Annotated in this window: 13 protein-coding genes; 8 read left to right on the top strand and 5 right to left on the bottom strand. The window is 55.3% G+C overall.

Annotated elements, in window-relative coordinates; all coding sequences use genetic code 11:
- The first annotated feature begins 37 nt into the window (after positions 1-37).
- The 4 genes from Pla100_RS21875 to Pla100_RS21860 all read left to right on the top strand — a co-directional run bounded on the left by Pla100_RS21875 (position 38) and on the right by Pla100_RS21860 (position 4,451).
- A complete protein-coding gene (locus Pla100_RS21875; protein WP_231603339.1) occupies positions 38-1,261 on the top strand; it encodes a sugar transferase in 1,224 nt (407 codons plus the stop codon).
- 155 nt (positions 1,262-1,416) lie between these two features.
- Positions 1,417-2,640, top strand: a complete 1,224-nt coding sequence (locus tag Pla100_RS21870) for a glycosyltransferase family 4 protein (RefSeq protein ID WP_231603337.1) — start codon at positions 1,417-1,419, stop codon at positions 2,638-2,640.
- On the top strand, positions 2,640-3,617 hold the full coding sequence (locus Pla100_RS21865; RefSeq protein ID WP_146580173.1) for a polysaccharide deacetylase family protein: 978 nt from the start codon (positions 2,640-2,642) through the stop codon (positions 3,615-3,617). The genes Pla100_RS21870 and Pla100_RS21865 overlap by 1 nt, the downstream gene beginning before the upstream one ends.
- Before the next feature lie 12 nt (positions 3,618-3,629).
- Positions 3,630-4,451 carry a WecB/TagA/CpsF family glycosyltransferase gene (locus Pla100_RS21860; RefSeq protein WP_146580171.1) on the top strand — a complete coding sequence of 274 codons (822 nt, stop codon included), beginning with the start codon at positions 3,630-3,632 and terminating at the stop codon, positions 4,449-4,451.
- 185 nt (positions 4,452-4,636) lie between these two features.
- Here Pla100_RS21860 and Pla100_RS21850 read toward each other — a convergent pair whose 3' ends face one another.
- Positions 4,637-6,184, bottom strand: coding sequence for an ABC transporter permease family protein (locus tag Pla100_RS21850; RefSeq protein ID WP_231603336.1), 1,548 nt, complete (start codon positions 6,182-6,184; stop codon positions 4,637-4,639).
- Between the two features lie 109 nt (positions 6,185-6,293).
- Between Pla100_RS21850 and Pla100_RS21845 the strand changes: the two genes are divergently transcribed.
- The 4 genes from Pla100_RS21845 to Pla100_RS21830 all read left to right on the top strand — a co-directional run bounded on the left by Pla100_RS21845 (position 6,294) and on the right by Pla100_RS21830 (position 17,341).
- Positions 6,294-8,003, top strand: a complete 1,710-nt coding sequence (locus Pla100_RS21845) for an ABC1 kinase family protein (protein WP_146580169.1) — start codon at positions 6,294-6,296, stop codon at positions 8,001-8,003.
- A 389-nt stretch (positions 8,004-8,392) separates the two neighbouring features.
- Positions 8,393-9,754, top strand: coding sequence for a magnesium transporter (mgtE, locus tag Pla100_RS21840; protein ID WP_146580361.1), 1,362 nt, complete (start codon positions 8,393-8,395; stop codon positions 9,752-9,754).
- A gap of 226 nt (positions 9,755-9,980) precedes the next feature.
- The gene (locus Pla100_RS21835; protein ID WP_146580167.1) at positions 9,981-12,041 is read left to right on the top strand and encodes a flotillin family protein; all 2,061 of its coding nucleotides are present in this window, start codon (positions 9,981-9,983) and stop codon (positions 12,039-12,041) included.
- 11 nt (positions 12,042-12,052) lie between these two features.
- Positions 12,053-17,341 (top strand): DNA repair ATPase, encoded by a 5,289-nt coding sequence (locus tag Pla100_RS21830; protein ID WP_146580165.1) that lies wholly within the window; start codon positions 12,053-12,055, stop codon positions 17,339-17,341.
- Positions 17,342-17,544: 203 nt separating this feature from the next.
- On the opposite strand, the gene Pla100_RS21825 is transcribed toward Pla100_RS21830, so the two are convergent.
- From Pla100_RS21825 to Pla100_RS21810, 4 genes are all read right to left on the bottom strand, one after another.
- Positions 17,545-18,324, bottom strand: a complete 780-nt coding sequence (locus tag Pla100_RS21825; protein WP_146580163.1) for a class I SAM-dependent methyltransferase — start codon at positions 18,322-18,324, stop codon at positions 17,545-17,547.
- Complete coding sequence (locus tag Pla100_RS21820; RefSeq protein ID WP_146580161.1) at positions 18,321-19,619, bottom strand: DUF3419 family protein; 1,299 nt, start codon at positions 19,617-19,619, stop codon at positions 18,321-18,323. The genes Pla100_RS21825 and Pla100_RS21820 overlap by 4 nt, the downstream gene beginning before the upstream one ends.
- Before the next feature lie 33 nt (positions 19,620-19,652).
- On the bottom strand, positions 19,653-20,513 hold the full coding sequence (locus Pla100_RS21815; protein ID WP_146580159.1) for a UDP-2,3-diacylglucosamine diphosphatase: 861 nt from the start codon (positions 20,511-20,513) through the stop codon (positions 19,653-19,655).
- Positions 20,514-20,646: 133 nt separating this feature from the next.
- Positions 20,647-25,920 (bottom strand): PAS domain S-box protein, encoded by a 5,274-nt coding sequence (locus Pla100_RS21810; protein ID WP_146580158.1) that lies wholly within the window; start codon positions 25,918-25,920, stop codon positions 20,647-20,649.
- Positions 25,921-26,175 lie beyond the last annotated feature (255 nt).

The raw sequence follows: 26,175 nt of genomic DNA, 5'->3' as shown, positions 1-26,175 counted from the left end.
GAAGCACTCACGACGCAATTATCCTTAGGACGACACCTTGTTCCCATTTCGCAAACGACGGTCAAAAGATCAAGGCTGGTTGGCTTGGCCGACCAGTTCGACGCTTGGCAATCGACGCGTTCTATTGCTCTCGCCTCGCCAATTCGAACGGGAAGTGGCCCGAGAACGCGTTCGATCGACCCGTCGGACGATCCCGTTCTGCGTGCTTCAGGTGAAGATCCGATCAATCGGCAAACACGGTGCGGACACCAAACTAGATCGACGACAATCTCGCAAGGTCATTGACCTATTGCACCACAACTTACGCATGACCGATGAGAAGGGAATCCTTTCATCAACGTGCTACGGTGTACTTTTGGTCGACACTCCCGAGATGGGTGGTCGCGCGGTTCTCGATCGTTTAACGACCTTGATGAACGCCTCCAATTTAAACGTCGAACTGAGTCTTCAAGTTCACGATCCAGAGGGGTTTGGCAACGAAGACGAATTGGTTGGCGTCGATGAGAACGGTCGAAGCCGACGGCGCAGTGATTTAAGTAACAGTTCTTGGGATCGCAAACCTGCCCATTCATTCGACAGCGGCTCGAGCGCAGTCCCGGCGCCTCTTAGCGAGAGCCGCGTCACGGTGGTCGACGACGAACTAACGCATCGGCCTTCGTGGACGTCCCGAGCAATGAAACGCACATTGGATCTCGTCGGCGCGACGACCGGTTTGCTGCTGACTAGCCCTTTCATCCTCGCCGCAATGGCGGCGATCAAACTCACCGACGGAGGGCCGGTGTTCTTCTGTCAAACGCGAGAAGGACTCAACGGCCGACCGTTTACAATCTATAAGTTGCGGTCGATGATCATCGACGCAGAAAAAATGCAAGCATCGTTGCGAGTGGCCAGTCACCGAGATGGTCCCGCATTCAAGATCAGTCGAGATCCCCGGGTTACGAAAGTCGGACATTTTTTACGAGCGACTTGCTTGGACGAATTGCCACAGTTGTTCAACGTCCTTCTGGGTGATATGTCATTGGTGGGTCCGCGTCCGCTACCTTGGCACGAAAGCCGCGCCTGCGAGCGATGGCATCGTCGGCGTTTGGACGTTCGCCCAGGATTGACCTGCATTTGGCAAGTCAACAAATCCAAAGCGACCACGTTTGATGATTGGATGCGGATGGACCTGCGTTACATCGACCGACCAGGACTGTTGCAGGATTTGCGATTGATCGCCCGCACCGTGGTCGTTCCCGTGACGGGGCGCGGCGGAGAATAAACCGACGCTCGTTTGATCAATTCATTGTGCTTAACTCCGCTACTTCCACGACCGACTCCTCCGAGACTTGCGAATCAAAATCCGAGACTCGCGAATCAAACACCATGAGTTCACCGAGGGACCGTTCGCAAGGTCCGTCCAAGAATTCAGTTCGGATGCAGACGTCTGAAATCACCTCCCCGCTAAAAGTCCGGGCGGTGTTTTTGACTCATTACATCCCGCTCTACCAAGTTCGCGTGTTGCAGGAATTAACCCAGTCCCTCGACGGACTGAAGATTTTGCTAAGCACACCGATCGAACCGAATCGCCAATTTCGCCCCGATTGGTCAGGGCTCGACGTGGACGTTCAAAACACCATCACGTTGCGACGGCGTTGGAAACACCGCGCCGCAGGTTTCACTGATCCGCTATTCGTGCATGTCCCCTATGACACGAAACGACGATTGAAAACGTTGTCGCCGGACGTCGTGATCTCGCACGAACTCGGCGCGCGCTCGATAGCTGCGGCACGTTATTGTCGTCGCAGTGGCACGAAGTTGATTTTGGCCACATTCATGAGCGAACACACCGAACAGGGGCGTGGGTGGTTCCGACGCCGCGTCCGCCAACGTTTGATTCGACAAGCCGACGCGATCACCTACAACGGCCCATCCTGTCGAGACTACCTGATCGGGCTCGGTGCGGATCCAAGCAAACTCTTTCATGCCCCGTACGCGGCCGATGATCGTCATTGGCTCTTGGACCCTCCGCCACGAGACGAGGCTGCCGTCCGTCGCCGATTAATTTGCATCGGACAACTTACCGATCGCAAAGGTGTCCTGCAATTAGTCCGTCAAGCGGATCAGTTTTGTCGAGACGCCGACGAACGACTCGAAATCACGTTCGTCGGTGACGGCCCGCTCCGGAGCGACCTCGAACAACTCGCCAGGGGACAATCCATTTCGCTCCAGAGTGCCTTGGACACTCGATTGCAGATCAACGTTCTGGGAAACCAACCCGCCTCGCGACTGCCGGAACTCATGCAACAACACGGTGCGCTCGTGGCACCGACTTTAGCCGACGAATGGTTGTTGGTCGTCAACGAAGCGATGCACGCCGGAATGCCAGTGATCGGCAGCGTTTATGCTCAAGCGGTAACGACTCTGGTGGACGACGACCAAAACGGCTGGCGCTACAATCCATTGCACACGAGTGGATCGTCTGGAAGTGGCAACGGCGATTGTTCGCTCGCGTTGGTGCTTCGCCGTTACCTCGACGCTGAAGATCAAGCCATCACTGGGATGCGACGACAGGCCCAAAAAACAGTCGCACCCTACACACCCGCCCGATCCGCCGCCGGATTCATCGACGCGATCCGCAAGGTCGGCGAGTCCTCGTGATGTCGACGCGTCCCGCCGCGAGCATCTCGGTTGACTTGGACAACAAATGGGCCTACTTGCGTGCCGCCGGGCGCGATGATTGGGAGAACTGCTCGAGTTACCTGCCAATGGTGATCGAGCGGATGATTGATCTGCTCGGGTCATGCGAATTACCGTTAACCGTCTTCTTGGTCGGGCGGGATCTGCGTTCGAGCGACGACGTCAATGCGATCGAGCGATTCAACACGCTCCAGTCTTGGGAACCGGCCAATCATTCGTACAACCATTTGCCGTGGATGCACACGCTCGATACCGACGCCATTCGTGACGAGATCGAATCAACCCATCACGCCATCGAGACGTCTTTCGGTCGCCCACCACGTGGTTTTCGCGGGCCCGGGTTCAGTTGTCCCGACGAGGTGCTGAGTGTTTTGACAGAATGGAACTATCTTTACGACGCGTCGATTTTTCCAACGTCGATGGCTCCGATCGCCCGGGCGGTGTTCCTGGCACGCACCCGGTTGCGAGGTGAGCAGCGGGATCGAGCTAAAAAACTTTACGGCGGAATGGCGTCGATGCGAAAACCGAATCGACCGTATTTGCGGGAAATCCGGGGTCGATCGCTTTGCGAGATTCCCGTCACGGTGATGCCGCTGATCCGAACGCCAATTCATTTCAGCTACCTGAATTTCATCGCCGGGTTCAACGTGACGCTGGCGAAAACTTACTTTCGAGCCGCGCTGGCGACATGCCGACGGTTGGACGTGCCGCCGTCTTTGCTGTTGCATCCGCCCGATTTCTTGGGCTGTGAAGACGATTCGGACATGGCGTATTTGCCTGGCATGACAACAACCCGGTCCCGCAAGCTTGATTTCATGAAATGGGCTTTGTCGTTGTACGCAAGCCAGTTTGATGTGACTACCATGATCAAACAAGTTCAACCCGATTGCGCCACTGAAAACGCGGTTGCCCCCCTTTTCGGACAGGCCTTCAACTGACGGTTCAGAAACATGCTCGATTACGGAAAACAAAGTATTCTTGGCATCGGCGTCAACGCGATCGATTACGATGCGGCGATTGACAAGATCATCGCTGGAGCTAAGCAAAAACGATCGATGACCGTGACCGCCTTAGCTGTTCATGGTGTCATGACCGGTGTACTGGATCGAGAGCATTTTTATCGTTTGAATCAATTCGATTTGGTTTGCCCAGACGGACAGCCCGTTCGTTGGGCGATCAACGCATTGCACGGGAAGCGTTTTTCGGGCGGGAAACTACAAAATCGAGTCTACGGCCCCGAACTAACATTGAGGTTGTGCGAAGCGGCTGCGAAGAACGATGTGCCGGTGTTTCTGTTCGGCGCGACCGAAGAAATGCTTTCGCAATTCGCCGATAATCTGTCGAAACGTTTTCAAGGCCTTCGAGTCGTCGGCAAACGAGCGTCCGCGTTTCGCCGAATCAACGCTCAAGAACGTGACGAACTGGCCGCCGAGATCACCGCCAGCGGAGCCCGAATGTGCTTCGTGGGTTTGGGATGCCCTCGCCAAGAAATCTTTGCATACGAAATGAAACCGCATCTTCGCATGCCATTGATCGCGGTCGGAGCGGCGTTCGCGTTTCACGCCGGCACGTTGCAACAAGCACCACCGTGGATGCAAGATGCGGGATTGGAGTGGCTCTTTCGGCTCACCCGCGAACCGTCGCGTTTGTGGCGACGATACCTGTATCTGAACCCTGCTTACGCTTCGTTGTTGATGTTGCAGAAACTGGGGTTGTATCGCAAGAACCCAAGCGACGGGACGCCACCCAAGCAAGACCTGTTGTTCGGCTAGTGGGCTGTTGGTTTAGTCGGATTCAGCAATGCAACGATTAGCCGAAGGGCGTTAGCCCCGGTTGGCGTCCGGTTAACCGCCGCTAACGCGGTACGGCTAATTAAATCAACAGCCCGCGAGCGTTCTGCCACGGTTCCTGAGGGTGGCGAAACTCGCCAAGAGTTTCGGAAGCACTCATTCATCACTCAAGACAAAACCATCCGACGCTTGACGATCACCCACGAGATCGTCCCCAAGACCAACAGGGCGGCGAAGTACCAAAACGCCAGCGAGGCTTCTTGATAGCGAGCGCCGCTGTGCAATAACCCGAACAGACGTGTCCCCACGGTGGTCACGCCAGGAGGCAGTACAGGCAGGCTCGCGGGCACATCACCGCTGGCGATGATCGCGGAGGCGATCGATGCGATCAGAACGGCCGGCCAAATCGCGGGCAACTCGACGCTGATTATGCGTCGCCACGACGAAGCATCCAACCGAGCCGATTGCCAAACCGATTCGCTGATTTGTGAATAGGCAAATCGCAGAATCAGATACGCGATTACGAAGCTACGAACGCCCACCGCCATCATGGTCGGAATGAGAGTCTGCGTCGCTAGAGTTTCAAATCCCGGGACGCCGAACGCGAACAGGCGGACGATTCCCATGGCGACTAGGGGACCGGGTATCACGAATAACGCCACCATGGCCGCATCGGTTGCCTTGGCAGACCTGGGGTGGGTCCGCGATCGACGACCAACAACGCAGGCGAGTGGGATTACGACGATCGTGGTCAGGCATGCCAACTGGATCGTCCATGCATATTCTTGAGCAAACATGGAAGGAGCCTCAGCAAGCGAACGCACGCACGCGGTCCACGACCACGACGCAATCGCCCGACCGCCTTCGACGCGTACGGCATGACCAGCCTGCAGCACCAAACCGACAAACATTGCCGTTTGACAAACAAGCAAAGACAGGATTAACCAGAGCAAAGCCATGAAGGAAGAAACAGCCATGCCCGGTGAGAACGCACAAATAAGTTGCGACGGCGACCGACGATGTGCCATGTCCATGTAGAAACCCGAATGCCCCGACAGGTACCACACACTGCACGGAATGGACGCCAAGACAAAGGGAACGACCAGTACCATCATGACGGAAGTCATTGTCGGATCGAGCGCGTAAAACAGATAGAATTGATCCGCGACCGTTCGCACGCTGTGCAGATCCGCGACACTCATTTCGGTCGCCGCGACCAACCCAACCAAAACTACTCCGAGCGCAATCCAAGGGCGGGCCAACGACAATCGGACGTTCCACCAAACACGCCAGGGTGTCATATCGATCGATGCGTGCTGCAATACAAGATCGGGAATGTTACGAATCGCCCAAAACGAAAGAAGTCCGACGATCGCCGATCCGTGAACGCCGTGGATCCAACCGACCCACAAAAGATTTCCACCGGTCATCGTTTTGACGAGCCAACCAAATTTGCCCGCCGTCGACTCCCAAGCGGCGGCGTGTAAGATCAACGGCGTCGCGATCGCAAACAACATCGCGGCGATCCACAACGGCACGGCAAGGCGGCAAACCCGCGACCAGTTAGAAACCTCGCGGTCCCGCCCGATTGCTCCCTTGTCGGCCAGAAACGTCGCGGCAATCGCCGAGGGGATTCCGATCACCACCGCTAGGATCGACGAAACAGCCATAAGCGCGAACGTCGTGACCAGGGCCGCCCCCCAATCGTCGGCCATCGCTTCGATCGTCAAAATCGTTACCTTCGTGCCTGTGGAATCCTCACACCTGGCACATTGTAGCGGCGATCTCAACGGCGACCACGCGAGTGGTTAGCATCGTAGGACGATGAAACTCACTTCCATTCCGAGTCTTTACCGAAATCTTCGCCGGGGGCGAGAGATTCTTGCGGTGCTGCGCCGTTACGGCTTGGCCGACTGGCTCAGTCGGTCCCAACGAATGCCGATGCGGAATTGGCTCAAAGACCGATCCGGCGTGCCGCTGACGCAGTACACACGGGCCCAGCGGATACGGATGGCGATCACGGAATTGGGACCGACGTTCATCAAAGTCGGACAAGTCCTCGCGTCGCGTCCGGACATGGTGGGAACCGAGATCGCCGAGGAACTCAAGGGACTCCGTGGTGACGTCCGCCCGGACTCGGAAACCCAAGTTCGCCGCACGCTCGGCAGTGAACTCGGTGAGGATTTCGAAAAGCACTTCAAGTCGATCGACTTTGATCCGCTCGCCACCGCGTCGATCGGCCAGGTCCATCGAGCGGTGCTGTTGGACGGACGTCGAGTGGTGATCAAAGTCCAACGTTCGGGCATCGACCGGATGATGAAACAGGACCTGGAAGTTCTTGAAGGGCTCGCTCAATTGGCGTCGAAGGTCGAATCGCTCGCCGTTTGGGGACCGACCGAGATGGTTCGGCAACTGATGCCGATGGTGATGCACGAACTCGACTTCAATCGAGAACGCGGCAGCTTGAAACAGTTCGCCGAAACGCTTCGCGATCAACGTCATGAAGTGATCGTTCCGGAAGTCGTCGATGCGTTGTGTACCCGACGCGTGTTAGTGATGAACGAGATGGTCGGCGTGCCGCTTGCAAAAGTTTTTCAAACTCGACCCGATGACACCTCCGCCACGAATATCACCAAAGAAGCCTTGCCCGCCGACTTGGGACAACGGTTGGCTCGCGTTTATTTGAAGATGGTATTTGAGGACGGTTTCTTTCACGCCGACCCGCACCCCGGAAACCTGTTCTGTTTAGAAGATCATCGATTAGGCATCCTCGACTTTGGGATGACCGGCCGGATCGATGAGTCGTTGCGTGAATCGATCGAAGAGATGCTCTTTGCGATCAATTCCGGTGACCAACGACGGCTGACCCGATTGATTCGGCAGGTCGGCAACCCGCGGGTGGACTTGGATCACGCGGCCCTCGAGATCGACGTCGCTGATTTTGTTGATACGTTCGGCCGCCAATCGCTCAATCAGTTCGACCTGCGAGGCGCACTGAACCAATTGACAGAAATTTTGCATCGACACGGCATCAGTTTGCCCAACCAATCGGCGATGTTACTGAAGATGTTGATTTCGCTCGAAGGAACGCTCCGTGAACTCGGCGTCGGTTTCGATTCACTCGAGATTGTTCGCACGTACATGCGAAAAGTGATGATCCGTCGCTTGACGCCAGGCCGTCGATTGCGTCAGGCAAGAAGAATCTATCTGGAGAATGAAGCGTTTCTTGAAGAAGCCCCTGAACAGGTGCTCGCGGTATTGAATCAGGCTCGGTTGGGTCAACTGCAACTTCGGCTCGATCCGAAACGATTCGCCCCGGCGATCAACCGGCTGGTCATCGGCTTGATGGCCAGCGCGGTGTTCTTGGGATCATCGTTGTTGCTCGCTTACGAGGTCTCGCCGGTGTTATTTCCCGACGCGCCGGTGCTGGGTATCCAAAACGTCAGCTTGATCGGGCTGCTCGGTTTGCTCGCCAGCCTGGGAGCGATGACCGCTTTGTGTCTCGCAATCTTTCGCAGCGGTGGGGACGAGTAGCCCTGCGGCGACGAGTCAGCGAGGGATCAAGTTCAATGGCGCATCCCTCGCTCACGCGTCGGGTTCCGATTCTTTTGCTCGATGCGAAGCCGAAGTTGTTTCCGAACAGTTCCTCGGGTCCGCAGTGCTTGTCGCATTCGATCGGGGTTTGGGCGATGATCGGAACCGTAGTGCTTTATTATTTTTTTTGCCCTGTGCCAAGACCGAGGATTTGCCGATGATACGCCGGCGAATTGGTCAATCGATATTGCATCGTCGTGGATATGGCCGCCCGCATCTTCGCTTGTCAATTCTTCTACGCGAAATGATTATGACAGACAATGACGATGGACAATGAAAACGACCGCCCGATCGACGAGACGAGTCTGAGCCAGCAACCCACCCCGGCCATGACCATTCCGATGGATCGGCCTTGGGAGCGATTGGGCGAACTCGCCGACGCGGGGGATTCTGACGCGCTCGTTGAATTTGTCGACAGTTTATCGGCAAGCGACCAGGCGCTCGCGCTGAGCCGTCTCGATGGAGCTCATCACAAAACGGTGTTGACAACGATGCCGGCCGAAGACGCGGCGGAATTGTTGCGTCACCTCAGCGAAATCCAAGCGGCCGATTTGGTCGAATCGTTGTCGATTCCTGAAGCGGCGGCCATCGTCCACGAGATGCCCTCGGACGAACAAGCCGACTTGCTCGGCGATTTGGACGAGGAACAAGCCGCTCAAATTCTCAAGGCGTTGCCCAAAGCCGAGGCCCGTGCCGTTCGTCAGTTAGCCGCCTACAGCGATGATGTTGCGGGGGGGTTGCTGGTTCGAGAAATCTTGCGGTTCGATCGCTCGACGACCGTGGCCGAAGTCATTGCGATGCTTTCGGAGAACGCGGAGGAGTTCCGAGATTACGACGTTCAGTACGCTTATCTGACCGATTCGGACAAACGACTCGTCGGCGTTTTGCCGATGCGAAACTTATTGTTCGCAAGACGCAAAGACCCGGTCGCCGACATCATGATCGCCGATCCCTTGTCGGTACGCGATACGACCCCGTTGGATGAATTGATCGACTTCTTTGACACGCATCATTTTCTCGGCGTGCCGGTCGTCGACGCCGAGGGAAAGTTGCTCGGCGTGGTCCACCGAAATGCGGTCGATTACGAAGCAACACGGGCCGCCGAAAGCGACTTCTTGAAAAGCCAGGGCATCATCGGCGGCGAAGAACTCCGCACGATGCCGCTTTGGCAACGCGCCAAACGTCGACTGAGTTGGTTGAGCATCAACATCGTCTTGAACATCGGGGCCGCAGGGGTGATCGCGGTCTATCAGGACACGTTGGCTAAAGTGATCGCATTGGCGGTGTTCTTGCCGATCATCAGCGATATGAGCGGTTGCAGCGGCAACCAAGCCGTCGCGGTCAGCATGCGAGAACTCTCGCTCGGTCTGGTCCGCCCGACCGAGATGATGCGTGTGTGGCTCAAAGAGGTCAGTGTGGGGTTAATCAACGGAGCGGCGCTCGGCGCGTTGGTCGCAATCGTCGCGGTGATTTGGGACGGCAACGGGTACTTGGGGTTGGTCGTCGGAGTCGCGTTGTTCTTCAACACGCTCGTCGCCGTTTCGATCGGCGGAACGGTCCCTCTGCTGCTCAAACGATTCGGATTCGACCCCGCCGTCGCAAGTGGACCGTTGTTAACGACGGTCACGGACATGTGCGGCTTTTTCCTGGTACTCGGCTTGGCGACGGCGATGTTGGATCGATTGATCTAAAACCAACCCACCGAAAGCATGAAATTCTTCGTGACGGTCCCACCCGCCCATCGGGGGAACTAAGATGGCGTCTTGACCGCTCCCAAGCTGCGAATCAATCGAATTTTGGTCGATCCCGCGCCCCGAGATTCGGAATCTCTTGCCTGAACGCAAGTGCCGACTCGAACGGTCTCACTTTTCGTCTGTCTCCCCTGCAATACATTCGGGTTCACCGAAGGGAAAAACCATGCTTGCCGCTTTGATTACCAACAGTGTCGGAGCCGATGCCGCGATCATCGTCATCGGCGGATTAGTACTCGCGTTGTTGATGTTGGTCATCATGACCAACAAATACTATATCAAGGTCGGACCCGATCGCGCGATCGTGCGGTCCGGTCAAGGCGGCGTCCGAGCGGTCTGCGGACAGGGGATGTTTGTCATCCCACTGTTGCAGCAATACGAGTACATGGATTTGACGCTCAAGAGCTTCGAGATCCATCGCGAAGGCAGCGCGGGTTTGATCTGTAAAGACAACATCCGCGCCGACATCAAAGTCGCTTTCTTCATCCGTGTCGCCAATTCACCCGAAGAAATGAAAGAAGTTTCCGAGGCGATCGGCGCGAAAAGGTGCAGCCAGATCGAAACGCTCCGTGAGTTATTCGATGCAAAATTCAGCGAAGCGTTGAAGACGGTCGGCAAGCAATTCGACTTCATCGATCTATACGACCAACGTGATAAATTCAAAGAAGAGATTTTGAAGGTCATCGGCACCGACCTGAACGGTTACCGACTCGATGATGCGGCGATCGATTATCTCGAACAGACGCCGTTGTCGATGCTCAGCCCGAGCAACATCCTCGACGCCGAAGGCATCAAGAAGATCACCGAACTGACCTCGATGGAAAAGGTCAAGGAAAACCAGTTCACCCGCGACAAAGAAAAGACGCTCAAGAAACAGGACGTCGAAGCGGAAGAAACCATCCTTGCTTTGGAACGCCAACGCGTCGAAGCGGTCGAAAAGCAACGACGTGAGATCGCCGAAATCACCGCCCGCGAACAGGCCGCCGCCGCCAAAGTTCGCGAAGAACAACGACTCGAATCCGAACGCGCACGGATCATCACCGAAGAAGAAATCGGCATCGCCGAAGAAAACAAATCTCGCCAGATCTTGGTGGCGATGCGAAACAAAGAAAAGACCGATGCGGTCGAACTCGAACGTGTCGCCCGTGATCGTGACTTGGAAGCGACTGAACGATTGCGAGTCGTCGGCGTGGCGGAAGTCGAGAAAGAAAAAGCGATCGAAGTCGAAAAACGCAACATCCAAGAGGTCATCCGCGAACGAGTTGCCGTCGAACGAGCCGTCGTCGAAGAACAGGAAAAAATCAAGGACACCGAAGAGATCGCTAAAGCGGACCGAGCCAAGAAGGTCCAGATCACGGCGGCCGAGATGAAGGCCGAAGAAGAGTTGATCCGTCAAACCAAACTCGCCCAAGCCGAGAAAGAATCCAGCGAACTGTTGGCAGAAAAAATTCGAATCGAAGCCGAAGCGAAACGCGACGCGGCCGAGAAAGAAACCGCCGCGACGAAAATGCTAGCCGAAGCCGAAACGGCTCAAGCCGCCGCGATCGGTCTGGCCGAGGCCCAAGTGCAAACAGCCAAAGCGGTCTCATTGGAGAAAGAAGGTTTGGCCGAAGCCAAGGTTTCTCGCGAGAAGTACGCCGCCGAAGCCCAAGGTATCACCGAGAAAGCCGAAGCGATGAAGAAACTCGACGGCGTCGGCAAAGAGCACGAAGAGTTCAAAATCACCATCAAGAAGGAACAAGACGTCGAGATCGCGGCCATCAACGCGCAGCGTGGTATTGCCGAGAGCCAAGCTTCCGTTATCGGTGACGCCCTTAAGGCCGCTCGGATCGACATCGTCGGCGGCGATGGCGAGTTCTTCCAACAGATCACTTCGGCCGTCAAGGGCGGCAAGGCGATCGACCGATTCGTCTACAACTCGAAAGTGGCAACCGACATCAAGGACACGTTCTTCGACGGCAACGCGGATTACTTCCGGACTCAAGTCGAAGAGCTGATCGGCCAGTTCGGACTCGACACCGATGGTGTCAAAGATTTGTCCATCGCCGCGTTGATCGCCAAGATGATGGGCATGTCGACGACCGACAGTGTCCGCAATCAACTGACCAGTTTGCTCAGTATCGCGGCCACCGCAAACGTAACGGACCAAAAAGCCGGACGACTGTTAGTCAAACCCGCTAGCAACGGTGATGCGACTCTGGTCGCCGGCAAACGTCGCAAGTCCTAAAAAGCCATCTTATGAGCGAAAACCAACTCGCCGGCGGCACTTACGAGATCCTTCGAAACCGACTTCGCGAATCGGCTAACGATTTGCGGCAACGATTGAATCAACTCAATCAAGACCGCAACGAAGTTTTCGGGAACATCGAAACCCGGTTGATTGCCACCGAACGTGTCTCGACGGAACACAATTGTGTGCCGCGAGACATCGTTTCGATCGGAGACCATTTCGTCTTCGGATACAACGTGCAGTTCGGACTCAAGAGCGAAATTCATCTGCCCGATGTGTTTTCGATCTACCGGATGCAAGATCATCAGTTTCACAACGCAACTTTGGAACTGATCGAGGACCCGCGATTCGTCAACGATTTTGAGGAACTGTATCGGTTCTACAAAGGCACCACGTTTTTAAGGTTCTTTGTCACCGGCCCGACCCTGCACATGGTTTTCCAAGTCGGCCGTACGGCTCGGGATATCAAGTCTTTCAAATGGAGGATCACCGGATCGACGGTCGAATACATCGACAACCGCAGCGATCATGAGGTCAAACGTCCGCCGCAGCACGCGTTCGATTGGAAACGCGCTACGCGGGACATGCACCACTATGGTGACCATCCGCACATCTCAATCGAAGATAAAGTTTTTGTCGAAACCGTCGGCGGTGACCTGACGATCAAGATCGAAAACAACACGTCCTCCGGCGAAGGCATCTACGCCGAACCGGTCGACAACCCCGATCAAAAACTCGACGACGCGGAGACCTACTACGCCATCCTGGGCAACCTCGTCTTGCTCAAGATCAAACCGTATCAAGAGAATCAATTCCGATACATCGTTTTCAGCGGCAAGATCAACCAAGCCGTTCGGTTGGACGAGATGCAACACGCCTGCGTGATGTTGCCCGGCGATCAAGGCATCATCTTCCCCGGCGGATACTACTTGCAATCCGGCGAGTTCAAGCGATTCGATCACGGGCTTTCGGACATGCGTTTCGAACGCATGATCGCGTCCAGTAACGGTGAGGATTACCTTTACCTGTTTAGCAACATGCACAACGGGACGTACGTGCAATTGCGTTACAACCAAATCCGACAAAGCGTCGACACGCCATTGGTCTGTCACGGTCAAACGTTCTTTGAAGCCGGCGAGATGGTCTGTTTCAAAACGCAAGAAACGCCGCAAAAACACCACGCCATCCAGATCTGGCAAACACCCTTCACGGGCGAAAACTTCCTGCCCGACAGCCAAACGGATTCGATGCTGTTTAAGATCGGCAACAAAGACCTCGTTCGCGGGATGGCTGAATGCAGCGAACTGTTGCAATTGATCGACAAAGACGACAGTTACGCTGGTTTGTACAACGATCTCGTCAAAAAATCCGGTGACATCCTAGACAGTTATTTTTGGATCGAGAACGAGCAAACTCACCATCTCAATGAACCTCTACTCGGAATCAAACAGGCCGCCTCCGCCGCCGTCGACGAATTCGAAAAGGTCGTTCGGGTTCGGCAATCGACCAACCAACAAACCGAACAGGTTCGTGCTGCGATCGAGTCGACACTCAAAGGGATCGACCGAGCCCGATTCGAATCGATCAATGACTTCGTCGCCTCGTTGACCAAGCTTCGTGAACATCGCGGACACGCGATCACACTACGAGACCTAAAGTTTGTCGACGAATCCATCGTCGATTCTCTTGAGGCGAAAGTAACCGAGCAAGCCGAACGGCTGAGCCGACGCTGCGTCGAGTTCTTGCTTCAACCCGGATCACTCGCGCCCTATCATGACCGCATCAAGGCGGCCGAACAAAAAGTCAAGGAAGTCACGACGGTTGCGATCGCCAAAGAACTCGGCGATGAAATCGATGCTGCTGCGGCAGAGCTGGAAATGTTGACCGAAACGGTCAGCAACCTGAAGATCGACGACGCGACCCAGCGGACGCAGATCATCGATTCGATCGGCGACGTTTTCGCATCGGTCAACCGGGTCCGTAGTGCGTTGAAGAATCGTCGACGTGATCTCGTCGGGATTGAAGGCCGTGCGGAGTTCGCCTCGCAGTTGAAGCTTCTCGAACAAACCACATCCGGCTACCTCGACGTTTGCGACACGCCCGCTCGCTGTGACGAGTACCTGACGAAGGTCATGGTGCAACTGGAAGAACTCGAGGGTCGGTTCGCCGAATTTGACGAGTTCATCGAAACCCTCGCCCAGCGGCGGGAAGAAGTTTACACGGCGTTCGAATCTCGAAAAGTCGCGTTGGTCGAACAACGCAACCGACGCGCCGAGTCGCTCGCTTCGGCCGCCGATCGAATTTTGAAAGGGATCGACTCACGCGTCTCGGCGATGGATTCGACCGACGCGATTGCCGCTTATTTCGCCGGTGACTTGATGGTCGCCAAGGTGCGCGACCTGATCAAGGAACTCGATGAACTCGGCGATGCCGTCCGCGTCGGTGACCTGCAGGGCCGCTTGAAGGTCACCCGCGAAGACGCGATGCGAGGTTTGAAAGATCGCCAAGACCTCTACGAAGACGGCGGTGATATCATCCGGTTGGGCGAGCGTCGTTTCGCGGTCAACACGCAACCGCTCGATCTCACCACGGTGCTCCGGGGCGGCGAGTTGTGCTTGCACCTGACGGGGACGCAGTTTTTTGAACCGATGCACGAGCCGCGATTGGAAGACTCGCGGGAACTGTGGGACCAATCGCTGGTCAGCGAAAACAGAACCGTCTACCGGGCTGAGTTCTTGGCCATGTCGCTCTTCGATGAGGCTGCCGGGTCCGACAAGACCATCGACACGGCCTGGGTGGCCGCGCGAATGGGCGGACGATTCGACGAAGGCTACGCCAAGGGCGTTCATGACATCGACACCACGCAAATTTTACAATCGCTCGTTTCGATCGATGCAAAGCTCGGCTTATTGCGGTACGAACCTTCCCTGAGAATGGCGGGGCAGTTCTGGTACAAGCAACTACTTGACGCGAAACCTCGGGCCGAGATGAATCACTGGATCGCCGGATTCGCCAAGCTCGCTCGAGCGTATCCCAACGCCGAACCCGCAATCCAATTTCGACAACGCTTGTCTGAATTTGCGGATGCCGACCGGGCCGTCTGGCAATCAATTTTTGATCCCACCGTGACTCCGGATCGAATGGCCGACTATCTGTTCGCCGAACTCGTCGTCGCACCGACCAAGGTGACCGTCAGCGGCCGGGCAATCGAGTTGTTCACCGAGTTCGAAGAATCACTCCCTCAAACCGACCGCGCCAAATGGTTGATCGCGGGGATGAAATCCAACAGTGGTGATCCGGTGCGATCCTTTGTGTTGGCTCGCAATTGGGCCGATGCGTTCCTCGCCAAGCGGGCGGCGGGCATCAAGGATGCTGAGATCGATCCGGCAACCTGGTACCGCGATGAACTCGCGTGGTTGATCCTGCGTTCGGCCAACCAGACCACAGCCACGACCCAAGACGACGAATTATCCACCGCCACCGATCCCAAACAAGGGCTCACCGTTGTCAGCGTTCCCGTTGCTACGATGATCACCGGATTGACTGGCAGTCATGATCGAATCGAAAGCGGTAAGATCGCCCTTCACTATCATGAATTCATGAAGCGACTGCGGCATTATCAGGCCGAGGTCGTGCCCCGGTTCAAAGCGTTGCACGTCGCCAAGTCCGAATTGGTGGCCAAGGCTCGCAAGGACATGCGACTGGATGAGTTCAAACCGAAGATTTTGTCGAGTTTCGTCCGCAATCAACTGCTCGACGAGGTTTACCTACCCATGATCGGCGACAATCTCGCCAAACAAATGGGTACGGCGGGCGAGGATAAGCGGACCGACCGGATGGGCTTGTTGTTATTGATCTCGCCACCTGGATACGGGAAGACGACGCTGATGGAATACATCGCCAATCGTCTCGGTTTGGTCTTCATGAAGATCAACGGACCGGCGATCGGGCATGGTGTGACATCACTCGATCCCGCCGAGGCGCCCAACGCCGCCGCTCGTGAGGAGATCGAACGACTCAATCTTGCTCTCGAGATGGGAGATAACGTGATGTTGTATCTCGACGACATTCAGCACACGCACCCGGAATTGCTTCAAAAGTTCATTTCGTTGTGCGATGCAACTCGCAAGATCGAAGGCGTTCGCAACGGACAAACACGAACCTACGACTTACGTGGCCGACGCGTCGCCGTCGTCATGGCGGGCAATCCATACACCGAAAGCGGTGATCGTTTCCAAATCCCCGACATGCTTTCCAACCGCGCCGATGTCTATAACCTTGGCGAGATCATTGGTGACAAAGCCGACGCGTTTGAAACGAGCTATCTTGAAAACTGCTTAACCAGCAACCCGACGCTCGCCCCGCTGTCGACCTGCCCACCCCAAGATGCGAGGCGGATCATCGTTGCCGCCCAGCGGGATTCGATGGAAGGCATCGAACTGGAAAGCAACCTGCCACTCGACCAAGTCCGCGATATGTTCGAGGTCATGCGGAAGTTATTGCGTGTGCGGGATGTCGTGTTGCGAGTCAACCGAGCCTACATCCGCAGTGCGGCGCAGGCGGACGCCTACCGCACCGAGCCTCCGTTCAAACTGCAGGGAAGTTACCGCAATATGAACCGCATCGCCGAGCGAGTCGCCCCGGTGATGAACGACGCCGAACTCAACACACTGATCGTCAGCAATTACGAACAGGACGCGCAAACGTTGACGACCGACAACGAAGCCAACGTGTTGAAGTTCAAAGAGTTGATGGGGAACTTGACCGCCGAAGAAACCCAACGTTGGGACGCGATCAAATACGCATTCGTCGAGAACGTTCGGATGGCGGGCATGGACAGCGAAGACCAGGTCGGCCAAGTCATGCGCCAGCTTGCGTCGATGCGTGACGGTTTGGAATCGATTCGTCAAGTCATCGCCAAAGCGATCGCGATGGAAGACCATTCATCCGAAGAGCGGATGGACGCACGGGTCGATGCGCTTCGTCAAACCCTACTTGCGATGGGCGAAACGATGGCCCAGCGAATGGAAGCGACCGGCAATCGAATCGAAGACTTAACGAAACAACAGGCGATCACACCGCCGGAGCAAAAGATCCTCGTCCAACACAAAGTCCCACGCATCATGGCCGAACTGATCAAGGGCCAATTTCATTTAATGCAAGAGTGGATGCGGCCGCTGCTCAACGAATCACTCGACAACGGCCGCGACATCGACAAGTTGCTCAAGCAACTCGACCAAATGATGCAAACATACCAACAAGTCGATTCGGCCCTAACGCCAAAGTCCAATCCGTAGTTCACCCGCACAAAACCCCCACAAGCTGCAACCGACAAGCCCGTCACAACCTACAAGCCCGACGCGTAACTGGCTGTTGATTTAGTGCACGATTGGGCGTTTTCGTTTAACGGCAAGCCGCAGGCGTCTGCGTTCTCAAGCTCTGTCGCCTGCGGCTTGCCGTTAAACGATTAAATCGACAGCCCGCTAGCGGCGTCGGCTCACTAAATCAACACGCCGGCGAGCGAGCTTCCTCCTGGCTTAGTGCCCACAAATTGATAGTAGGGGGCTCGGACCAACGGAAGATACGGAATCTTCCCGAATCGTTCTTCGAAACGTTGAACTTCAAATCGACGATGCAGCATCGCGATGTGATCGCCGGTCAAGTGAACGTTGTCAGCTGCGAACCAATGCGTCCAGAACGCGCGGCGCAACCAACCATGTTGCTTCATACCTTCGGTCGCGTACTTCCGTGACACGTAAAAGTCAACGACAGCGATCGTTCCGCCGGGGCGAAGCATCCGCTCGGCGGCGGCCAAGGCCTCGAACCAATCAGGAATCATGGTTAACGAGTAGGAGCAGGTCACGACATCGACCGACTCTGGCTCACGTTCAAACCGCGTCGCATCGGCCAAATGAGTGTGGACGCAATCCACGCCGGCGCGGGCGGCATTCCGGGGGGCAACGGCCAGCAACGATGGCGACAAATCAACGAGATGGATCTCTGAAAGCTGGCCGGCCCGCTCGCCCGCTGCCAAGACGTTCTCGCCGGTCCCCGCACCCAAATCAACCCAAACGCCACCAGGTGGGAAATCAATGGACGCGATCAGCTCTCGCCGGCCGTGAAGCATGCGAGCACGAAACGCGTCGTAGTTTTCGGCCTGACCCGAGTAAAAACTTTCGAGTCGCTGGGCGTGTGTGTTACCACGAACCGGAGACATCGTGAGATGCCATAGGATCTTCAGGTCACTCCACCGCGAACTCGCCTTAGCTGCGGCACTCATGCTGCCGAGCCCCCGATCAATTCGCCAGCATCCGACGAACTCAAATTCTTCACCGCGTTCGCCGACGCCGCTTGCTGTGTGATTCCATTCGCGGTTGCGGAGCCTCGAAGGTCGGCAATGTAAAAACTTCCATAGGTGTGGACTCGGTCGCGAGAATGCAATTCCAACGCGAACTCGGGATGATATCTCAACAACTCGCCGACAGACACCTGCGTTCCATTTCGATCAACCACCAACGGGTCAACGAAACCCACACTTAGCGCCGCGCTACGCCACAATACTCTTGATTGCGGTGCGGCGTTGTTGATGATCGACTGCCATTCAGAGGTTAGTTTGGCGGGGTGATTGTCCCACAACCAATCCATGTGATCGAGCAACACGAAACGCGAAATTGGTTGACGGTTTCGATTGAGAAAACCTTCGACGGTATCGGTGTGGGTGCTGACCCGTTCCGCCAACCCACCCTTGAGCTTGTCGAAGTTGCTTTCCTTCAGGTATTCCGGACAACACTCGGGGGTGTACTGTCCCGTCAAATAAACTCGCCAGAAGTAATTGTCCTTGAGCGGCAGACGCTTGAAAACGGTTTCGATCCTCATGCGAATGAACTCGCCAATGCCGCCGGGGTAGGACGAATCGATCTGCTTGCGTTGGCTCTGCGGAACGCCCAGCATCGCTAGTGTCGCGTCACGCTGCAGCGCCCATCGGATCGGCTTTCGCCACAACAAAGCATCGACGTTCTCTTGGTCATAGATCCTTGCTTGTTCCTCCACGGTTTCGGCATCGAGGATGGCATCAACAGCTCGACGTAGTTGACTCGGACGCTTGAGATACCCATTGATCATCCAAGCAAATAGACCAGACGTTCCTCGAAAATAGAAACTTTTCCGGCGACTCGTTCCATTGAAAAAGTCGAGCCGTCGATCCCAAATCGCTTGATCCTCGGGACGAAGTTCGCACCGCACCAAGTCATGGTAGATCTCATCCCAATTCGGATGCACGCCACGACCGAAAACGGAAAAGAAGTCCTCGTGGGACAGCGAACGGATGCAGGCGAGTTTCAGTTCGAGCAATGCGTTTTGCAACGGATTCATGTCGACAGCGAACACGTTAGCGGGTGATTGCAAGGCATAGTCCAATGCGTTGCATCCCGCCGATGTGATGACCAGCACGTTATCGTCGGGGCTCAACTCCAACGCCTGTCGATCCAGACGGGGATCTTCCCAACAGGTGTTGTAGACCAGATTCTTAAGGTGAATGAACGAAAAGCATTTTTGTCCGATCCATCGTTTGACCATCGAAAGTCTTTCACAAAAAACAAGGATGTGTGTTCATGCCACGTTGGCGAGAACTTGAGCTTCGTCGACCGATTCCGAACCATCACCGGAGCGAAGCGGCAGTTCGATCGATTGATGATCTCCATAAAGAGACATCAACTGAATGAGACCATCATGATGCTCGACCAATCCGGTACAATTTTCGACCCAGTCGCCCGTGTTCAAATAAACGAGGCTATCACTGTCCGCCGGCGGCGTTTGGGGAATCGCAGGCGTGTGAATGTGTCCGCAAACAATGCCGTGACATTCACGCCAACGCGCGTGCTGGAGGATGCTGCGTTCGTAACGACTGATAAACTGAACCGCTCGCTTGACGCGTCCCTTCAATATCGCACAGACACCGTATGGGTTCTCATTTGGATGCAGAAACCAATGGTGCATCCAACGATTGAGGCTGAGCGCCGAGTCATAGAAAATTGACGAGCCTTTCGAAAGCCATTGGGCTTTCGTTTCAAAAACATCAAACAGATCACCGTGCGTTACAAGCAATTTCCAGCCACTAGCGGTCTCGAATATAAACTCGTTAGCGACTTCAAATTGAGAAAAAATCGCCGGCATGAGTGCATCGAAACCGGGTGTCCGCAGGAAGGAATCGTGGTTCCCGGGCACATAGAAAATTTTCGTGCCCTGTTGATTCAAGAAGACCAGACGCTCGATAACCTCATCGCATTCGGATGACCAATGCCACCCGGAATTGATCTTCCACGTATCGATAAAATCGCCCACGATATAAAGCGACTCGGGCTCAAAACGTCTAAGAAAATGAAGAAACTGCTTAGACTGGGAATGTTTACACCCCAAGTGCACGTCACTGACCAACAACGTACGGATCGGCAACGCTCCGGCGTCATCCATGCCATCGCTTCATGTGTGAGTAAGGTGGGCCACCACCCGCGCTGACGGGTTGACCAAGCCGCTGACAAGTGTAGCAATTCAGGATTTGGATTGCGTTAACACTGTGCTTGCGTTTTAAGAAGAGTTGGGATGGCTAAGTTTCTCGATCACCTCGGATGAGCTTCGCGACTCGGCTTACCAAGTCGACCGCATCGACGGGCTTGGACACGAACTCGGTGCATCCCGCACTGAGTGCTTCCTGTACTTCGTCTGACGTAGCTCCAGCCGTCAAGGCGATGACCGGCAATAGATAGCCTTCATCACGAAGACGCTGAGTCGCTTCGCGGCCGTCGAGTTCGGGCATCTGCATGTCCATCAGCACGAGATCGAACGGCCTTCCTTCTCTTTCGGCGTCGCGGACCGCTCGCACCGCTTCAGCACCGTTGACGACTTCTACCACTTCGGCTCCGGCACGCGAAAGGAAACGGCTGGTTACCAATCGAACGTCGCGGGCGTCATCGGCGATCAAAATGCGTCCTGAAACATTGACCAATTCGGCTGACTTCGTCGTTCCCGGAATCAGTAGCTCGGGACTTGCTTCGATACGATGAGCCGATTTGTCAATCGGCAACAACAATGTGAAACAACTGCCTTCCCCTTCGTTACTTTCAACGGTGATGTCACCACCCAACAACTTGGCAAGCCGTTTGCTGATCACGAGGCCGAGTCCCGTTCCTTCGACACCGACTATCTTTTGGTCATGGACCTGACTGAATGTTTGAAACAGACGCGATAGGTTTTCTTCAGAGATACCGATTCCGGTGTCCATGATTCGAAAACGGATCTGCGGCGGATCCTTTGGGTCGACATCGACAACTACCCGGACGTCACCTCCGGGTGCGAACTTCAATGCGTTGCCAATCAGGTTGACAAGAATCTGTTCCACGCGAGATCGGTCGCTCGAGAGCCTTTCAGGTACCGGCGATGCGAACTCGAATGAAAGCGGAACACCGGATTGTTTGCTGCGATGTCGCATCAGTTCATTAATATCCGTCAGCATCGGCAACAGCTTAAAGCGAGTCTTGCGAACTTCCAACTTGCCTGCTTCAACCTTGGATAGATCGAGAATATCGTTGATGATGCGCAACAGAAATCGACCGTTTCGGATGACGGTTTCCAGATTAGACGGATCGACCGGCTTGCCCTCACGGAGATCTCGCAGTGCGATATCGGAGAATCCTAAGATTGCCGACATGGGCGAGCGTATCTCGTGACTCATGTTGGTCAGAAATTTGCTCTTGGCTTGACTTGCATCTTCCGCCGCCACGCGAGCACGTTGCAGATACGATTCGGTTTCCTTTCGTCCGGTCACATCGGTCATATAAACGGCCGCACCACCCTCGACGGGAAACACGCGGCAATCGTACCAACGATTGAGGAATTGAGAAAAAAACTCGGTCGTCTCACCACGTTGCGAGCGGCGCACTCGGTCCAATGCGGTAACCAACGGCGAGACCGCTTCGTTCTCGAATAACTCTTGGTAAGGTCGCCCGATCAGCGCATCCTCCAAAGCGGTCAATTCGCCGGCGGCTCGATTGGCGACCTGAATCACGCCTTGCTCGTCAAAACTCATGAACGGATCGTCGCTGCGTTGGATCACCTCGGTGATGATCGCACGCGACGCCGACAGTCTTTGCTCGGTTTCTTTTCTTGTGGTGATGTCTTCGACGAGTGAAATGCAACACTCTGGATCGCCGTGCGCGTTGCGACGCAAGGAAGTCGTTAGATTGATCCAGACGATGTGTCCGTCACGGTGGATGTAACGTTTCTCCATTGAATAGCCAGGAATTTCTCCTCGTTTCATCCGCGCAAACAGAACGAGATCCTTGTCCAAATCATTCGGGTGAGTGATTTCTTGAAACGACTTGGCCGTGAGTTCTTCGGAGGTGTAGCCGACGATGGAGCAGAGTTTCTCGTTCACACGCAACCACCGGCCGTCGATCCCGATGTGGCCGATACCGATTGCCGCATTCTCGAACGTGCTACGGTACTCCACCTCGCTTGCTTCGAGCGTACGACGTGCTTCGACGATCGCCGTGGCATCATTCTGGACACCGACGAAGTGGGTGACGACGTTCTGGCTATTGCGTATCGGAGTGATGATCAGGTCATTATAAAACGTCGACCCATCACGCCGGTAATTCAGCAAAGTGACCCGGCAATGGGCCTGGTCTCTTATCGCATCGCGAATCGTTTGAACGTCAGCAGGATCCGTCATGGGCCCCTGAAGGAAGCGACAGTTCCGGCCGACGATCTCTTCGGGATTGAACCCGGTTAATGTCATGAAACCTTTGTTGGCGTACACGATCGGCATGTCATCAGCCCGGGCATCGACAATGATAAATCCATTGCTGGCCGCGTCGATCGCGCGCGTCCGAAGGTTCAACTGTTCCTCCGCTATCCGCATCGCCGTGATGTCGTACAACGTGATTGCTGCTGCCGCAACGCGATCACGATCGTCCAACACGGGTGTCACGCGGATTAACACGTTCAGCTTACGGCTGTTGATCTTTAAGCTAACTTCTTTGGCAGCGACTTCGCCTTTTCGGACCAATTCACGTATCAAATCGTAACACGGCTCGCACACATCCGCTGGAATCATATCTTGCAGTTCGACGTTACGTTCGACGTCGAGATCGTTGCCAAACAAACGCGTCGCCCCGCGATTCCAACTCGTAATCCGTCCGTTGAGTTCCACACCGATGATGGCGTCCGTACTGTCTTCAATGATCGACGTCATTTTGCGGAGTCGCGCGGCGGTATCCTTCACGCCGCGAAGATTCGTCATCGTCAACACCGTCCCGCTGCCATCACGATAAGGCGTCACACGGAGCAAGATCGGATCGTTGCGACGGTCCGCCGTCTCGACCTCGATCGTCCGATTCTCGGCATTGGCCTGACGCACCATATCGACCAACTGAACCTCTTCAAACGCCATCGCATAATCCGTCAACGCGCGCCCCTCGGTCGCATCAGCGCGCGTCAGTAGCATTTCCGCCGCGGCGGGCGTGATCCAGCGAATGCGTAATTGATCATTGACCAGGATGATCCCGATGTCGCTCTCTCGCATGACATTCTCGAGATCGGTTGTCAACTCGGTCAACAAGGTTAAGCGACGATTGCTTTCCGTATTAGTCGTGTGCAACTCTTCGTTGACACTGTGCAACTCCTCGTTGGTGCTCTGGAGTTCTTCGTTGCTACTGGTCAGCTCTTCATTGCTCGATTGCAACTCTTCGTTGGTCGTCTCGACTTCTTCGATGGTTGCTTGCAAGTTTTCTCGGGTGAAGTCCAGTTCCAACTCCAACATCCGAACGCGTTCGAGCAACATCGCGTTATCGCCGGCGAGATCGTTGACGCTCTCGTAGATCAACTCTCCGTCGGGGGATGAACCCATTGGTGCCGTACCGACATCACCACCCGAACTTGCCATCGAAGACCGTGATACGAAAGCGGAGGGCGATTGCCCGCTTTGATCATGAAAGGATATGAAATAGTGCGTCTCGCTCAAGTCGCGATGCGGAATGAGGCTGACGCGGATTTCGATCAATTGATCGCTTACCGTTGCCGTTTCGGATTCGGTCGCTCGCTGATTGAGCTTCATTCGCTGCATCGCGATGGTCAATGGCAACCGCAATCGTTCCACTAAGATGTCTTCGATCGTTCCCGCCAATCGGCCGCGCATTCCAACCGTGTATGCTGAAATGTCGCCAAACACCTGCAACGGTCGCAGCGAAGCATCGACCAGCACGCCGGTCGGCGCGTAACGTTCGAGCAAGACGTCGTAACTTCCGATCAATGCCGGAGACGGCGTTCGCGACGACCGAGGTCGGATCGACATGGTCGCGTTCGTCGGAGGACGTTTGCGAAGCTTCAGGTCAAGCGGCAGACGACTTTCGCTTTCCTTCTGAAAGAGTCGCCAATGTTTGTCGAGCACGGAAAAGTTAGACGCCGCCGATCCCGGAGTTTCGCTTGGGCCTAGCCACATCACTCCGCGTTTTCGTAGTGCGTGGGCGAACGCTCCGAGAACTTTTGATTGAGCCTCTTCCACCAAATAGATCAACAAATTTCGACAGGTGATCAGATCGAGATTGGTAAAGGGTGCATCACGAAGAACGTCGTGCCGGGCAAACACAATCGCTCCTCGGACCGACTTGTTGATCTCAAAGCCTTCGGGATGATGGTGTAAGTATCGCTCGCGAAATTCCTTGGGAATTTCCGTCAAAGATTCGTTCGGATAGACACCTCGCTGCGCGTACCGGATCGCTTCGGGATGGACATCGGTCGCGAAGATCTTCAGCTCGATGTCGTTGCCGACCTGGCGTATCTCGTCATGGACCAACATGGCGACGCTGTAGGCCTCTTTCCCGGTCGCACATCCGGCGACCCAAATGCGCAGTTCATCTCCATCGGATTTGCTTTGCACGATCGGGCGAATACAACGTTTCCGCAATCTCGCGTAAGCGTCCGGATCGCGAAAGAAACGAGTGACGCCGATCATCAAATCGTCGGCCAACCGGGATTGTTCGGTGGGATCTCGATCGAGCAGTTCCATGTAGTGATCGAGTTGGTCGATCTTCGACAACATCATCCGCCGAGCCAACCTCCGCGTGAACGTGCCGGACTTGTATTGACCGAAATCAACACCACAAGACGACTCCAAACGCGCATAAAGCGAATCGAGTTCATTGCGCTCGATCGACGGCGAAGAATGAGCAATCACTTCGTCGATGCTCGAACCGCCAATGAACAACGACAAAGCTTCGGCGATTTCCGGGACCGATGCGACGACATGAACCGCTTCGGTCTTCATCGCATTGAGCGGCATGCCGTTGAACTGAGCGCTGTCTTCGTCTTGGCAAAGTACCAAACCGCCGACCCGATTGACGTTGACAATGCCGGCACTGCCGTCGCTACCGGTTCCCGACAAAATGACCGCAGCGATGCGGCGTTCGCTCGGATCGTTGACTCGGTAGGATAGCGACTGCAGGAACTTGTCGATCGGTAAGTTCAATTCACCTTCGTCTTCACGTTCGCTGAGTTGCAAAACTCCATCAACGTGTTCAACGTGTTTGCCCGGAGGTAATAGATAAACCGTATTGGGTTGCGGCACGACCGCTTCGTTCATTTGCAACGTCGCCATGCTGGTCCGGCGACCGAGCAACTCAGCCATGTGGCTTTGATAGTCCGGCGAAAGATGCTGGATGACGACGAACGCCGCACCGGTCCGCGACGGCAGTTGCTCGAACAACGTTTCAAGGGCGGCCAACCCACCCGCCGAAGCTCCGACGCCAATGATGGGAGTCGCCTGAATGGGCAAAGACTCCACGGGTAGGGGGTCTTCGCTAGTCGGCTCGAGTGTTTCTTCCATATGGCGGCTTCATCATTTCGCAGAGCCCGATTCATAACCGGACATCGTGTGCTTCAACAGAACTTTAGAGACAAGTGAAGCGCAGCCGCCATGGGTGCACATTGTCCGTCCGACCAGTGTTTTAACAAGACACCCAGTCGAGCCACTGCAAGAATAGTCCGATCATCAATCATGGTCAATCGAATCAACGTCGACCCCACCCCAGCGGGTAAGCAGAATCGTAGAGGCGAATCCAAGACCTCGATCGGAAACGCC

The sequence above is a fragment of the Neorhodopirellula pilleata genome (assembly GCF_007859915.1).
Classification (GTDB): domain Bacteria; phylum Planctomycetota; class Planctomycetia; order Pirellulales; family Pirellulaceae; genus Rhodopirellula; species Rhodopirellula pilleata.
This window is presented reverse-complemented; position numbering and strand designations above follow the sequence as displayed.